Genomic DNA, 13,986 nt, shown 5'->3' on the forward strand with positions numbered 1-13,986 from the left:
CCCGGGCAGATGCCCCGGGTGCGGCGGCCTCGGTGCCCGTGATCCGGCCGTGCGGGCAAATGGTTCGCCAGTCGATTACGTGAGGTGAGATCCTGGGGGACGTATGTCCAGTCAGCCTGCCTCCGCCCTGCCCGACGGCGCTGCTCCTTCCCCGCCCGGCACCCCCGCTCCCACGCTTCCCGCCCTGCTGGAGCGGCTGCCCGAGCTGATGCTGCGCGACCAGCAGCGGCTGGGCCGCCGGCTCGACGGCGCGCGCCGGATCCGCAAGCCCGACGCCCGGGCGGCCGTGCTCGCCGAGATCGCCGGCGGCATCGACGAGGCGGAGCTGCGGGTCGAGCAGCGGCGCGCCGCGGTACCCGGGATCACCTATCCGGAAGAGCTGCCGGTCAGCCAGAAGAAGGACGAGATCCTCGCCGCGATCCGTGACCACCAGGTCGTGATCGTCGCCGGTGAGACCGGCTCCGGCAAGACCACCCAGATCCCCAAGATCTGCCTGGAGCTCGGGCGCGGCATCCGGGGCCTGATCGGGCACACCCAGCCCCGCCGGATCGCGGCCCGTACGGTCGCCGAGCGGGTGGCCGAGGAGCTGAGGACCCCGCTGGGCGAGGCGGTCGGCTGGAAGGTCCGCTTCACGGACCAGGTCGGCGGCGACACCCTCGTCAAGCTGATGACGGACGGCATCCTGCTCGCCGAGATCCAGACGGACCGCGAGCTGCGCCAGTACGACACGATCATCATCGACGAGGCGCACGAACGCAGCCTCAACATCGACTTCATCCTCGGCTATCTGGCCCAGCTGCTGCCCCGGCGCCCCGACCTGAAGGTCGTGATCACCTCCGCGACCATCGACCCGGAGCGATTCGCGCGGCACTTCGGCACCTTCGCCGCCGTGGACGCGGGGGGCGGCCGGGGCGCCTCGGGGACGCCGGACGGCTCCGGCGGCGACGAGGCGAAGCCGAGCGCCCCCATCGTGGAGGTCTCCGGCCGTACGTATCCGGTGGAGGTGCGCTACCGCCCGCTGCTGGAAGAGGGCGGCCAGGACGCCGACCGGGACCAGATCACCGCGATCTGCGACGCCGTGGACGAGCTGCAGGCGGAGGGCCCCGGCGACATCCTGGTGTTCCTCTCCGGCGAGCGGGAGATCCGCGACACCGCGGACGCGCTCAACAAGAAGGCCCTGCCGTTCACCGAGGTCCTCCCTCTCTACGCGCGGCTGTCGCACGCCGAGCAGCACCGCGTCTTCCAGCGGCACACGGGCCGGCGGATCGTGCTGGCCACGAACGTCGCCGAGACCTCGCTGACCGTCCCGGGCATCCGGTACGTCATCGACCCCGGCATGGCCCGTATCTCCCGCTACAGCTACCGCACCAAGGTCCAGCGGCTGCCCATCGAGCCGGTCTCGCAGGCCAGCGCCAACCAGCGCAAGGGCCGCTGCGGCCGTACCAGCGACGGCATCTGCATCCGCCTGTACTCCGAGGACGACTTCCTCTCCCGGCCCGAGTTCACCGACGCCGAGATCCTCCGCACCAACCTCGCCTCCGTCATCCTGCAGATGACCGCGGCCGGCCTCGGCGACATCGAGAAGTTCCCGTTCATCGACCCGCCGGACCGCCGCAACATCAAGGACGGCATCGATCTGCTGGTCGAGCTCGGGGCGCTCGACACCCAGCAGAAGTCCCCCCGGTCGGGACAGAAGGGGCAGCAGCTCACCCCGCTCGGCCGCAAGCTCTCCCAGCTGCCGGTCGACCCGCGGCTGGCGCGGATGGTGCTGGAGGCCGACCGCAACGGCTGTGTCCGCGAGGTCATGGTCATCGCGGCGGCGCTGTCCATCCAGGACCCGCGCGAGCGGCCCGCCGACAAGCAGCAGCAGGCCGATCAGCAGCATGCCCGCTTCAAGGACGAGACCTCCGACTTCCTCGCCTTCCTGAACCTCTGGCGCTATGTCCGCGAGCAGCAGAAGGAGCTGTCCTCCTCCGCCTTCCGCCGGATGTGCCGGAGCGAGTTCCTGAACTACCTGCGGATACGCGAGTGGCAGGACATCTACTCCCAGCTGCGGTCGGTCGCCAAGACCATGGGCATCCACCTCAGCGAGGAGGACGCGGCGCCGGACCACATCCACACCTCCCTGCTCTCCGGTCTGCTCTCGCACCTCGGGATCAAGGACACGGACGCCAAGAACGAATATCTGGGCGCCCGCAGCGCCAAGTTCGCGGTGTTCCCCGGCTCCGCGCTCTTCAAGAAGCCACCGCGCTGGGTGATGTCCGCCGAGCTGGTCGAGACGTCCCGCCTGTGGGCGCGGGTGAACGCGAAGATCGAGCCGGAGTGGATCGAACCGCTCGCCCAGCACCTGGTCAAGCGGACGTACAGCGAGCCGCACTGGGAACAGAAGATGGCCGCGGTGATGGCGTACGAGCGGGTGACGCTCTACGGCGTCCCGATCGTCGCCCAGCGCAAGATCGCATACGGCCGTATCGACCCGGAGACCTCGCGGGACCTGTTCATCCGCAACGCCCTGGTCGAGGGCGACTGGCGCACCCACCACCGCTTCTTCCACGACAACCGCAAGCTCCTCGGCGAGGTCGAGGAGCTGGAGCACCGCGCCCGTCGCCGCGACATCCTCGTGGACGACGAGACGCTCTTCGACTTCTACGACCAGCGCATTCCCGCCGATGTGGTCTCCGGGGCGCATTTCGACGCCTGGTGGAAGAAGCAGCACCGGGAAGAGCCGAAGCTGCTGGACTTCGAGCACTCCATGCTCATCAACGAGTCCGCCGAGGCCGTCACGAAGGACGACTATCCGGATTCCTGGCGGCAGGGAAAGCTGAAGTTCAAGGTCACCTACCAGTTCGAGCCGGGCGCGGACGCGGACGGCGTGACCGTCCACATCCCGCTCCAGGTCCTCAACCAGGTCTCCTCCGAGGGCTTCGACTGGCAGATCCCGGGCCTGCGCGAGCAGCTGGTGACCGAGCTGATCCGGTCGCTTCCCAAGCCGATCCGCCGCAACTACGTCCCGGCGCCGAACTTCGCGGCCCGCTTCCTGGACACCACGGTCCCCCTCCAGGGCGCCCTGACGACGTCTCTGGCCGCCGGGCTGCAGCGGATGGTGGGCGTACCGGTCGAGGCCGCCGACTTCGATCCGGGGAAGATCCCCGACCACCTCAAGATCACCTTCCGGGTGATCGACGAGCGGCGCCGCAAGCTCGCCGAGGACAAGGACCTGGAGGCGCTGCGGCTCGCGCTCAAGCCGAAGACCAGGGCGGCCATCTCCAAGGCCTTCGAGCAGGCCGCCGAGCGGCCCGCCGGGGACCGCGGGGAGGGCGCGGGCGCCGGGCAGACGGCGGCCGGCCCGGAGCAGCGGACGGGGCTGACGTCCTGGACGATCGGCACCCTGCCGCGCACCTTCGAGACCCGGCGCGGGGGCCAGCCGCTGAAGGCCTACCCGGCGCTGGTCGACGAGGGCAGCAGCGTCGCGGTACGCCTCTTCGACACCGAGGCCGAACAGCTCACGGCGATGTGGGCGGGCACCCGGCGGCTCATCCTGCTCAACATCCCGTCCAATCCGGCCAAGTTCGCCCAGGGCAAGCTCAGCAACCAGCAGAAGCTGGCACTGTCCCGTAATCCGCACGGCTCCATCGGGGCGCTCTTCGAGGACTGTGTGACCGCCGCCACCGACCGGCTGATCGCGGCCCGGGGCGGCCCGGCGTGGGACGAGGAGTCCTTCCGCAAGCTGTTCGACGCCGTGCGCGCCGATCTGGTGGACGTCACGCTCCGGACCGTCCAGCAGGTCCAGGAGGTGCTGGCCGCCTGGCAGGCGTGTGAGCGCCGGCTGAAGGAGACGGCGTTCCCCTCCCTGCTGCCGTCGCTCACGGATGTCAAGGAGCAGCTGGCGGCGCTGATCAAGCCGGGCTTCGTGACGGCACACGGCGCCAAGCGGCTGCCGGACCTGATGCGCTATCTGGTGGCCGCCGACCGCCGCCTGCAGCAGCTGCCCACCCACGCCGAGCGGGACCGCACCCGGATGGCGAAGGTGAAGGAGATGCAGGACGAATACGCCTGGCTGCTGGAGCAGTTCCCGCAGGGGCGCCCGGTGCCGGCCGCGGCCCGGGAGATCCGCTGGATGATCGAGGAGCTCCGGGTGAGCTACTTCGCGCACGCCCTGGGCACCGCGTACCCGGTCTCCGACAAGCGGATCGTGAAGGCGGTGGACGCCGCCGCGCCCTAGGAACGAGGGCCACCGGTACCGAGTTCGACCGCACCCCCTGACCTGCTGTAGAGTCTTGCTTCGCAGCCCGCCGCAAGCGGAAAGCGAAACGCAAGGTCCTGTGGAGCAGTTTGGAGTGCTCGCCACCCTGTCAAGGTGGAGGCCGCGGGTTCAAATCCCGTCAGGACCGCATTTTCACGGCCCGCATCCTTCTCGGATGCGGGCCGTACTGCTGTCCGGACCGGCCCCGCCGCGCGACCACCTCCTCCCGGACACCACACGCCCCGTCAGGCCCCGTCCACACGGCCCGCATCACGAACCCGCGCACGCACCACCCCGGCGCTCCCCCCACCCACGGGCCGAGGGCATCTGCCCCCTCTTCCCCGACCGCTGAGCAGCACCGACGCGCGCCCCGGCCGGGCCCACCGGAAGGGGCCCGCACCTCCGTCCCCACCCACCCCCGCCGAATGCGGTGCGTAGCCGGATTGCAGCCCGCCGTATTGACTGCGGCACGTACCGCCGGTACTCACTGAGGAAGGGCATGGGGGCCGGGGAGGTATGTGCAATGACGGTTGCGGTACGGCACGAGACCAGGGCGCTGCTGCGGGCCCATCTGTCGGCGGCCACGGGCTATCGCCATCTGATGCGGCACTGCCCCATCTGCCACCAGCTGCTACGACTCGCCATGGAGCCGCACACGGCCCGTTCGGGGGGCCCGGCGCCGACGCCCGCCCCCGCGCCGTCGCCGACCGCCTGTGAGCCGCCGGCGGCCGAGGACGAAAGTCCCGCGGCCGGATGACCAACGGCGCATGCGTCACCGCCCGTGCGGTGACACGCTGTTGGGCGTGGCGGGGGAAGTTCTCTACCGCAGCGGACGTATCGTCTTCAAGCGCCGCGTAGTGTGACGGGTGTCACTGAACAAGTTTGGCGCGATGCGGAACTTACACCCCCCATACAACCGGTCAATTTAATATGTGCAATTGCACTACCTGTGAACGACTCAGTAACGAGCCCGCAGGGTCCGCGCACGAAGGCCCTTACAGGACCCCTGAAGGCGCCCTGACCGGCGTCCGGGGTGGTGTCGGCGCCGGGGCGGCCCGACCGCTCTGACGGGCCCTGGAGCGGGCGCACACAAAAAGATCGCGCTGGACCCGGCGGAGTCCAGCGCGATCGGTGACGTACCCAGATGGAGCGGGTGTGGGGCCTGTTGGGGCAGGCGCCGCGTCATATGGAGCTGTGTGGAGCGTGGTGAAGCAGGTGAAGCCAGGGGTGCAAAGCAGGCGCTTTCGGGTTGGGGGCCCCGAAAACGACCTGGTTATGCGGTTGTTCAGGCCTCGCTGCGCTGCTGCGGGATACCCGCAAGCAGTGCGCGGACCTCAGCCTCGCGGTAACGCCGATGCCCTCCGAGCGTGCGGATGGACGTGAGCTTGCCTGCCTTGGCCCAGCGGGTCACCGTCTTCGGGTCCACGCGGAACATCGTGGCAACCTCGGCAGGGGTAAGCAGCGGCTCGGCGTCAGGGGTGCGAGCGGTCATGAGCGGCCTCCTCGGGAGAACCGAACCATCACGGTTCTTTCCTCTAAATTCTGCACCTTGACCCACGTTGCCCGAAATGGCGGACGCGGGCCGAGTCGGTTATAGGACGAACGGCTTGTCCTCGGCACTACAACTACACCATCTGTCCAGCCACGTCGGCCAAACCGATGGAATTGCCCTCTCAGGTGTTCAACCTCGGCGGAAGCCGATGGACCGTGCCATAGCGGACAGTCACCCGTCCGTGACGATCAGTCACAGCGTGATCAGTCGCCACGAGACCCCTCAAGGAACGCAATACCGATCTATCCGCCCTTAGTTGGACGGAAGGAGCCCACGTCGGGCTCCTTGTCCTATTTTGGCACGAGGGTATGGCTTGGGAGCAAGACCCGAAGTCAGTGCTTTAGGTCACGCTTGAGGCAATCGCCCGGATAGGGACCTACGTCCTTTGCCGCCCGGCCACCGAAAAGCGAAGGAACCGATTCCGCATACCTACCATTGCACCGCACCGGCGCTCAGCTGGAGAACTGGCGTTCCCGCACCGCCCGCCACCGCTGGGAAAGCTTCTCGTACGCGACCCCGGCCCGCTCGCCGTCCCCCTCGCGCAGCGCCGCCAGCCCCTCCGCCACCTCGGCGGCGGAGCGGTCCTCGGCGAGCTGCTCCTCGGGCACCGCGTGCACCAGCCCTCCGTAGTCCAGCTCCACGAGCGAGCGCGGATGGAATTCCTCGAGCCAGCGCCCCACATCTACCAGGCCGTCGATCAGCGGCCCCTCTTCCAGGGCGTCGCGCAGCGTGCGCAGCCCCCGCGCGACCCGCCGCCGCGCCTCCACCATGGGCGTCCGGTAACGCATCACGGGCGCCTGCTCACCCTTGGTGTACTCCCGCTCGTCGTCGTCGAACAGCACGAACCAGCGGACCGGGACGTGCCAGGCGGCGCCGCGGATCCAGGGCCTGGCGTCCGGGTTGCGCTCCCGCCACCGCTCGTAGTCGCCGGCCGCCTGCAGCCGCACCACCGGGGGCAGCGCGGCATCCAGCACCGACGCCGGCAGCAGCTCGTCCAGCGCCTCCAGGGCCTGCCAGCCGCGCAGCCGGGTACGCCACGGACAGACGCAGGTCACCTCGTTCAGCACGGCGACGAAGGCGTCCGCGCTCTCGTGCACCGGCACCGGCACCGGCGGGGTCGCCAGCAGGTCGGCCAGCGCCCGGCGCTGCTCGTCCTGGGCGGTGGGGGTGTCCTCCCGTTTGGCATAGCGCGCCCAGTGGCTGCGCTCCGGCTCGGGGAACGCGGCCAGCGGCTCGTAGACCCGCAGATATGCCATGTACGGGACCTTCACCGACGACGCCAGGGCCACGCCCGCTCCTTCAAAGGGGAAGTCCACCGCCGGGCGCTCCGGAGGGCCCCCGCCGGCCTGCGATACGACCAGATCGTCCCATGCCCGTCCCCCGGGAGAGGGTGATCCTCGGCACCCGACCGATCAACCGGCCCCGCAGGTCTTACGCTCTTTTCAACCGGCCCTCCCCACCCGAAGGAGGGCGTCCTTCGCGACTTATGGGAGTCACCACAGTGACTGACGTACGTCCGGCCCACGCCGGCACCGACGGCGGCGTTCTGCACACCCTGTTCCGATCGGAGCAGGGGGGCCACGAGCAGGTCGTTCTCTGCCAGGACCGTGCCAGCGGCCTGAAGGCCGTGATCGCCATCCACAGCACCGCCCTGGGCCCCGCCCTCGGCGGCACCCGCTTCCACGCCTACGCCTCCGAGGAGGAGGCCGTGCTGGACGCCCTGAACCTCTCGCGCGGCATGTCCTACAAGAACGCCCTCGCCGGGCTGGACCACGGCGGCGGCAAGGCCGTGATCATCGGTGACCCCGACCTGATCAAGACCGAGGAACTCCTGCTCGCCTACGGCCGGTTCGTGGCCTCGCTCGGCGGCCGCTACGTCACCGCCTGCGACGTCGGCACCTACGTCGCCGACATGGACGTCGTCTCCCGCACGAACAAGTGGACCACCGGCCGCTCCCCCCAGAACGGCGGCGCCGGCGACTCCTCCGTCCTGACCGCCTACGGCGTCTTCCAGGGCATGCGCGCCTCGGCCCAGCACGCCTGGGGCGACCCGACGCTGCGCGGCCGCAAGGTGGGCATCGCGGGCGTCGGCAAGGTCGGCCACCTCCTCGTCGAGCACCTCCTCCAGGACGGCGCCGAGGTCGTGATCACGGATGTCCGCGCCGACTCGGTGGCCCGGGTCCGTGCCAAGTACCCGCAGGTCACGGCGGTTGCGGACACCGAAGCGCTGATCCGCACCGAGGGCCTGGACGTGTATGCGCCGTGCGCCCTGGGCGGTGCGCTGAGCGATGAGTCGCTGCCGGTGCTGACCGCGAAGGTGGTGTGCGGCGCGGCCAACAACCAGCTCGCCCACCCCGGCGTCGAGAAGGACCTGTCCGACCGCGGCATCCTCTACGCCCCCGACTACGTCGTGAACGCCGGCGGCGTCATCCAGGTGGCCGACGAGCTGCACGGCTTCGACTTCGACCGCTGCAAGACCAAGGCGGCGAAGATCTTCGACACCACGCTGGCGATATTCGCTCGTGCGAAGGCCGACGGCATTCCGCCCGCCGCGGCCGCCGACCGTCTGGCCGAGCAGCGCATGGCGGAGGCGCGGCGCGCCTGACCCGGCCGAACGGCGGCCTGATCGGCCGGAAACACAGCCTTGCGCGGCCCGCCGCGGACGGTCGGGGGAGACATCCCTCACCACCCGTCGGCGGGTCGCCGTACAGGACAGGTTAAAATCGCAGTTGACCAGCGGGGACGGGGCACCTTGCAGGTCGTGCCGAGCGGCGGGTGATGCGGGCGACGTACCGTATGGCCGCGGAAGCAGGTACCGTTAAAGCCCTACGGGCCGGTCTCTCTGTCGAGAGCCCGCTCTGATCCATGAACGCGTGTCAAGACTCTGGGGCCATCGAGCCCCGTCATTGAGGGGGTCGACCCATGGGGCGCGGCCGGGCCAAGGCCAAGCAGACAAAGGTCGCCCGCCAGCTGAAGTACAGCAGCGGTGGGACGGATCTCTCACGACTGGCCGACGAGCTGGGTGCAACGCAGTCGAACCAGCAGCCTCCGAACGGAGAGCCGTTCGAGGATGACGAGGACGACGACCCGTACGCACGGTACGCAGAGCTGTACAACGACGACGAAGAGGACGAGGGCGACTCGTCGGACCAGCGTCGTCGCGCTTGAGTCTCTGCTCGCGGCACCCATAACAGCATCACGGACCCGGTCCTGGGCTTTGCCCGGACCGGGTTCTGTGCTGCCCGGATGACCCCGGGGACCGCGGCCGTACCGACGGCTGCCCGGGAGGGTGGCCCCTCCCGCGGCCCGTACACGGCCGCGGGAGAGCTCCGTCCGCTCAGCTCGCGTAGTCACCGGTCAGGGTCACTGCCTCGGCGCGGTCGCCGCGGTCGGTGATCTCGCCGCTCACCCAGGCGTCCACACCGCGGTCGGCCAGCGTGGTCAGGGCGGCCTCCACCGAACCCTGCGGAACGACGGCCATCATGCCGACGCCCATGTTCAGGGTCTTCTCCAGCTCCGGGCGGGCGACCGAGCCGGCCGCGCCGACCAGGTCGAAGACCGGGCCCGGCGTCCAGGTGGTGCGGTCGACGGTGGCGTGCAGGCCGTCCGGGATCACCCGGGCGAGGTTGTTGGCGAGGCCGCCGCCGGTGATGTGCGAGAAGGCGTGCACCTCGGTCGTCCGGGTCAGCGCCAGGCAGTCCAGCGAGTAGATCTTGGTGGGCTCCAGGAGCTCCTCGCCGAGCGTGCGGCCGAACTCCGGGACGTCCCGGTCCAGGGCCATTCCCGCACGGTCGAACAGCACATGGCGGACCAGCGAGTACCCGTTCGAGTGAAGCCCGGAGGACGCCATGGCGATCACCGCGTCGCCCGTACGGATACGATCCGCGCCCAGCACCCGGTCCGCCTCGACGACGCCCGTACCGGCGCCGGCGACGTCGAACTCGTCCGCGCCCAGCAGCCCCGGGTGCTCCGCGGTCTCGCCGCCGACCAGCGCGCAGCCGGCCAGCACACAGCCCTCGGCGATGCCCTTGACGATCGCGGCGACCCGCTCCGGGTAGACCTTGCCGACGCAGATGTAGTCGGTCATGAACAGCGGTTCGGCGCCGCAGACGACCAGGTCGTCGACGACCATGCCGACGAGGTCGTGGCCGATGCTGTCGTAGACGCCCATCTTGCGGGCGATGTCGACCTTGGTGCCGACGCCGTCGGTCGCGGAGGCCAGCAGCGGGCGCTCGTACCGCTTGAGGGCGGAGGCGTCGAAGAGGCCGGCGAAACCGCCCAGGCCGCCGACGACCTCGGGGCGGGTGGCCTTCTTCACCCACTCCTTCATGAGGTCCACGGCGCGGTCGCCGGCTTCGATGTCGACGCCCGCGGCGGCGTAGCTGGCACCGGAGGATTCAGCGGACATGGCTGAGCACTTTCCTGTCGTGTGTGAACGAGCTCTACGGGCGACGCAGCGCGTCGGCGCCGCCGACCCCGGCGGTGAGCGTCTGGACGCCGTCCACGTCGGACTTCGTCCGGCTCGCGGTCTCCGACTCCAGGAGGTGCTTGCCCAGCAGATCCGGGTCGGGCAGGTCCATCGGGTACTCGCCGTCGAAGCAGGCGCGGCAGAGGTTCGGCTTGGCGATGGTGGTCGCCTCGATCATGCCGTCGATGGAGATGTACGCGAGCGAATCGGCGCCCAGCGACTTGCCGATCTCCTCCACGCTCAGCCCGTTGGCGATCAGCTCCGCGCGGGTGGCGAAGTCGATGCCGAAGAAGCACGGCCACTTGATCGGCGGGGACGAGATCCGGATGTGGACCTCGGCCGCACCGGCCTCGCGCAGCATCCGGACCAGGGCGCGCTGGGTGTTGCCGCGGACGATCGAGTCGTCGACGACCACCAGGCGCTTGCCGCGGATGACTTCCTTGAGCGGGTTGAGCTTGAGACGGATACCGAGCTGGCGGATGGTCTGCGAGGGCTGGATGAAGGTCCGGCCGACGTAGGAGTTCTTGACCAGTCCGGAGCCGTAGGGGATGCCGCTGGCCTCGGCGTATCCGACGGCGGCGGGCGTGCCGGACTCCGGCGTCGCTATCACCAGGTCGGCGTCGGCCGGCGCTTCGGCGGCCAGCTTGCGGCCCATCTCCACCCGGGAGAGGTACACATTGCGGCCGGCGATGTCGGTGTCCGGGCGGGCGAGGTAGACGTACTCGAAGACGCAGCCCTTGGGGCGGGCCTCGGCGAAGCGGCTGCTGCGCAGGCCGTTCTCGTCGATGGCGACCATCTCGCCGGGCTCGATCTCCCGGATGAAGCTGGCGCCGCAGATGTCGAGGGCGGCGCTCTCGGAGGCCACCACCCAGCCGCGCTCCAGGCGGCCGAGGACCAGCGGGCGGATGCCCTGCGGGTCGCGGGCGGCGTAGAGCGTGTGCTCGTCCATGAAGCAGAGCGAGAAGGCGCCCTTGACCTTCGGCAGGACGCGCGGGGCGGCCTCCTCGACGGTCAGCGGCTTGCCGTCCTCGTCGACCTGGCCGGCCAGCAGCGCGGTGACCAGGTCGGTGTCGTTGGTGGCCGCGACCTGGGTCGCCCGGCCGCCCTCGCGGGGCAGCGCGGAGACCAGATCCGCCAGCTCGGCGGTGTTCACCAGGTTGCCGTTGTGGCCGAGCGCGATCGAGCCGTGCGCGGTCGCACGGAACGTCGGCTGGGCGTTCTCCCACACCGAGGCACCGGTGGTGGAGTAGCGGGCATGGCCCACGGCGATATGGCCCTGGAGAGAGCCGAGTGAAGTCTCGTCGAAGACCTGGGACACCAGGCCCATGTCCTTGAAGACGAGGATCTGGGAGCCGTTGCTCACCGCGATGCCCGCGGACTCCTGTCCACGGTGCTGCAGCGCATACAGCCCGAAATAGGTGAGTTTGGCGACCTCTTCACCCGGAGCCCAGACACCGAAGACGCCGCAAGCGTCCTGGGGGCCCTTCTCGCCGGGGAGCAGGTCGTGGTTGAGTCGTCCGTCACCACGTGGCACGGCACCGAGTCTAGGGCAGGTCGCGCATTCATCCGAACCGGGGATGGCCCCGGACCTGGATGAGTGCATGAATGACATGGGTTGGACTTGACGTGGCCACGACGCCCAAGGGGCGCGTGCCGGCGCGCCGGCACGCCCCGGATCCCTTGGCCCACCTGGTGCGCCGCGGGGTGCGGGGCGCGTGGCGCAGGCGGTGTGGATCTTGCGGCTCGGGGGCGCGTTCCGCTCCGTGTGAGATGCGCGACGCCCCTCGGTCGGGACCGGCGCCGCGTGCGGGGCGCCGAGCCGTCGGCCGCGTGCGGGGCGCCCGGCCCGTGCCCGTCAGCTCAGCAGGGGCAGGAAGCCGCCGATGTCGGACCGTTCGCCGCTGGCGCCGACGGTCGCCGCGGCCAGCTCCTCGGCCCAGGACGTCCGGCCGGTGGCCAGCCGGATCCAGGTCAGCGGGTCGGTCTCGACGACGTTCGGCGGGGTGCCGCGGGTGTGCTTGGGGCCCGCCACGCACTGCACCACGGCGAACGGCGGAATGCGCAGCTCCACCGATCCGCCGGGCGCCCGGTCCGCCAGGGTGTCGGCCAGCAGGCGGGTGGTGGTGGCCAGTGCCTGGCGGTCGAAGGGGATCGTGGTGCCGGTCGCCGCCGCGAGGTCGTCGCCGTGCACGACGAGTTCGAGACAGCGGGTGACGAGGAAGTCGGCCAGCGGCATCGCGCCGGGCAGGACCGGCACCAGCCGGTCGTCCGGTTCCGGCGCGACGGCCTCGGCGTACTCCGCGGCGGTGCGTTCCAGCAGCGCCACGGGGTCGTGCGCGTCGGCCAGGGCGCGGGTGCGCTCGTCGACGTCGGAGGCGCGCGGCGCGGCCGCCGCCGACCACTCCAGCAAGGTGGCCTCCGCCCGCGCCGGAACCGGCCGCTCAAGACTGCGCGCCACGCTCCCCACGGCCATGGACAGATGCGCCACCAGCTCGCGCACCGTCCAGTCGCCGAGCCGGGTCGGCAGCGCCAACTGGCCTGGGTCGAGGGCGCGTACGGCCTCCTGGACGTGGGCGAGCTGGGCCGTGACGGCGGTACGGGTCTTCTTCGGGTCGTACCGGCGGGGGCGCGGCTTCCGGGCGGTGGGAGGCATGTGCGTCAGCCTACGAGGCGGCACCGACAGACGCCGCCGGATTCAGGGGACGGAGGCCGCGGACCGGACGGGGCCCGGCACCGCCCCGTCCCGGCGCCCCCTTGCGGGCACCGGGACCGGCGGCCAACTCCGCTCTCCCGTAGGACAGTTGGGCGGGCCGCCGGGATACGGGGGCGGCCAGGGGCCCGCCGGCCGGTCAGGCCGTCGGTGTCGTCTTCGTCGTCCCGGCCTCGAACACCTCGCCGTTGCGCGGGACGCCGATGCCCTGCCAGGTGAACGGGACGCCCTGGGCGGTGACCGGGTCGGCGGCGTCCATGAGCTGGAAGTGGACGTGCGGCTCGCTGCTGTTGCCGGAGTCGCCGCACTGGCCGAGGGTGTCCCCGGCCCGCACCCGGTCGCCCGTACGGACGGTGAGCGAACCGCGGCGGGCATGGGCGTAGAGCGCGTGGACGCCGTCGCCCAGGTCGAGGATCACGTGGTTGCCGAGCATCGGCCGGGCGCCGCCGAGCGCGCGGGCCGGGCCCTCCAGGGCGAGCAGGTAGAGGGCCGCGGGCCAGGACGTGCGGCTGAGATGGTCGCGGCTGCCGTCCTCGGCACGGACGACGGTGGCGTCGGCGACGGCGAGCAGGGGCGCGCCGAAGGCCGGGAAGTCCTCGTTGCGCCGGGCCAGGGGCCACCAGCCGAAGCCGGGCCTGGAGTCCGGCTCCGGTTCCGCCACGATGTCGATCGCGTACGCCTGCCCGTAGACCCGTGTGCCGTGGCTGGGGACCTTGTCGGCGGGGCTGTTGAGGGCCTTCCAGCGGCCGGCGACCGGGGCGGCGACGGCCACCGGCGCCACGGCCGGGCCGGTCGTGCCGCCCCCCTCGGCACGGGCCGCCCGGCGGTTCACGCCGAAGCCGATGAGTATCCAAAGGCCCAGGGGAACCCAGCCCCACCAATACGGAATCTCGACGAAGAAGCTCGCGACGACGATCGCGAGGAAGATCAGCAGACAGGCGCGTGCGGCGTTCCTGGCGAGTTTGCGTTCCGTGGTGGACTTCATTCCGTCTCCCCCGTGAGGTCGGTGTGGC

The 13,986-nt window shown here is 70.7% G+C and carries 10 protein-coding genes and 1 tRNA gene; 5 read left to right on the plus strand and 6 right to left on the minus strand.

The window, feature by feature from the left end; genetic code table 11:
* The first annotated feature begins 103 nt into the window (after window positions 1–103).
* From hrpA to AB0411_RS07595, 3 genes are all read left to right on the plus strand, one after another.
* Window positions 104–4,222 (plus strand): ATP-dependent RNA helicase HrpA, encoded by a 4,119-nt coding sequence (gene hrpA, locus AB0411_RS07585; protein ID WP_366416349.1) that lies wholly within the window; start codon window positions 104–106, stop codon window positions 4,220–4,222.
* A 94-nt stretch (window positions 4,223–4,316) separates the two neighbouring features.
* Window positions 4,317–4,391, plus strand: a tRNA-Asp gene (locus AB0411_RS07590).
* Window positions 4,392–4,766: 375 nt separating this feature from the next.
* Window positions 4,767–5,000, plus strand: a complete 234-nt coding sequence (locus AB0411_RS07595) for a DUF6274 family protein (RefSeq protein ID WP_366416350.1) — start codon at window positions 4,767–4,769, stop codon at window positions 4,998–5,000.
* A 528-nt stretch (window positions 5,001–5,528) separates the two neighbouring features.
* Here AB0411_RS07595 and bldC read toward each other — a convergent pair.
* Window positions 5,529–5,735, minus strand: a complete 207-nt coding sequence (bldC, locus tag AB0411_RS07600; protein ID WP_003949541.1) for a developmental transcriptional regulator BldC — start codon at window positions 5,733–5,735, stop codon at window positions 5,529–5,531.
* A gap of 512 nt (window positions 5,736–6,247) precedes the next feature.
* Window positions 6,248–7,084: a hypothetical protein gene (locus AB0411_RS07605; RefSeq protein ID WP_366416351.1), complete on the minus strand. Its 837-nt coding sequence runs from the start codon at window positions 7,082–7,084 to the stop codon at window positions 6,248–6,250.
* 197 nt (window positions 7,085–7,281) lie between these two features.
* Here AB0411_RS07605 and AB0411_RS07610 point away from each other — a divergent pair, with 197 nt between their 5' ends.
* The gene (locus AB0411_RS07610; protein WP_366416352.1) at window positions 7,282–8,400 is read left to right on the plus strand and encodes a Leu/Phe/Val dehydrogenase; all 1,119 of its coding nucleotides are present in this window, start codon (window positions 7,282–7,284) and stop codon (window positions 8,398–8,400) included.
* 317 nt (window positions 8,401–8,717) lie between these two features.
* Window positions 8,718–8,963, plus strand: a complete 246-nt coding sequence (locus AB0411_RS07615; protein ID WP_042151574.1) for a DUF3073 domain-containing protein — start codon at window positions 8,718–8,720, stop codon at window positions 8,961–8,963.
* Between the two features lie 169 nt (window positions 8,964–9,132).
* Here AB0411_RS07615 and purM read toward each other — a convergent pair whose 3' ends face one another.
* The 4 genes from purM to AB0411_RS07635 form a co-directional block, all read right to left on the minus strand.
* Window positions 9,133–10,203 carry a phosphoribosylformylglycinamidine cyclo-ligase gene (purM, locus tag AB0411_RS07620; RefSeq protein ID WP_366416353.1) on the minus strand — a complete coding sequence of 357 codons (1,071 nt, stop codon included), beginning with the start codon at window positions 10,201–10,203 and terminating at the stop codon, window positions 9,133–9,135.
* A gap of 34 nt (window positions 10,204–10,237) precedes the next feature.
* Entirely contained in the window at window positions 10,238–11,797 is a 1,560-nt protein-coding gene (purF, locus tag AB0411_RS07625; protein ID WP_366416354.1) for an amidophosphoribosyltransferase, read from the minus strand.
* Between the two features lie 321 nt (window positions 11,798–12,118).
* Window positions 12,119–12,916: a maleylpyruvate isomerase family mycothiol-dependent enzyme gene (locus tag AB0411_RS07630; RefSeq protein ID WP_366416355.1), complete on the minus strand. Its 798-nt coding sequence runs from the start codon at window positions 12,914–12,916 to the stop codon at window positions 12,119–12,121.
* 196 nt (window positions 12,917–13,112) lie between these two features.
* Window positions 13,113–13,958 carry a M23 family metallopeptidase gene (locus AB0411_RS07635; RefSeq protein WP_366416356.1) on the minus strand — a complete coding sequence of 282 codons (846 nt, stop codon included), beginning with the start codon at window positions 13,956–13,958 and terminating at the stop codon, window positions 13,113–13,115.
* Window positions 13,959–13,986 lie beyond the last annotated feature (28 nt).

The sequence above is a fragment of the Streptomyces angustmyceticus genome, from assembly GCF_040701845.1.
GTDB lineage: Bacteria > Actinomycetota > Actinomycetes > Streptomycetales > Streptomycetaceae > Streptomyces > Streptomyces angustmyceticus_A.

What these genes read in the sequence shown, in the direction of transcription:
- hrpA (WP_366416349.1), top strand. Translation starts at nt 104, where the DNA reads ATGTCCAGTCAGCCTGCCTCCGCCCTGCCCGACGGCGCTGCTCCTTCC.
- AB0411_RS07595 (WP_366416350.1), top strand. Translation starts at nt 4,767, where the DNA reads ATGACGGTTGCGGTACGGCACGAGACCAGGGCGCTGCTGCGGGCCCAT.
- bldC (WP_003949541.1), bottom strand. Translation starts at nt 5,735, where the DNA reads ATGACCGCTCGCACCCCTGACGCCGAGCCGCTGCTTACCCCTGCCGAG.
- AB0411_RS07610 (WP_366416352.1), top strand. Translation starts at nt 7,282, where the DNA reads ATGGGAGTCACCACAGTGACTGACGTACGTCCGGCCCACGCCGGCACC.
- AB0411_RS07615 (WP_042151574.1), top strand. Translation starts at nt 8,718, where the DNA reads ATGGGGCGCGGCCGGGCCAAGGCCAAGCAGACAAAGGTCGCCCGCCAG.
- purM (WP_366416353.1), bottom strand. Translation starts at nt 10,203, where the DNA reads ATGTCCGCTGAATCCTCCGGTGCCAGCTACGCCGCCGCGGGCGTCGAC.
- AB0411_RS07630 (WP_366416355.1), bottom strand. Translation starts at nt 12,916, where the DNA reads ATGCCTCCCACCGCCCGGAAGCCGCGCCCCCGCCGGTACGACCCGAAG.
- AB0411_RS07635 (WP_366416356.1), bottom strand. Translation starts at nt 13,958, where the DNA reads ATGAAGTCCACCACGGAACGCAAACTCGCCAGGAACGCCGCACGCGCC.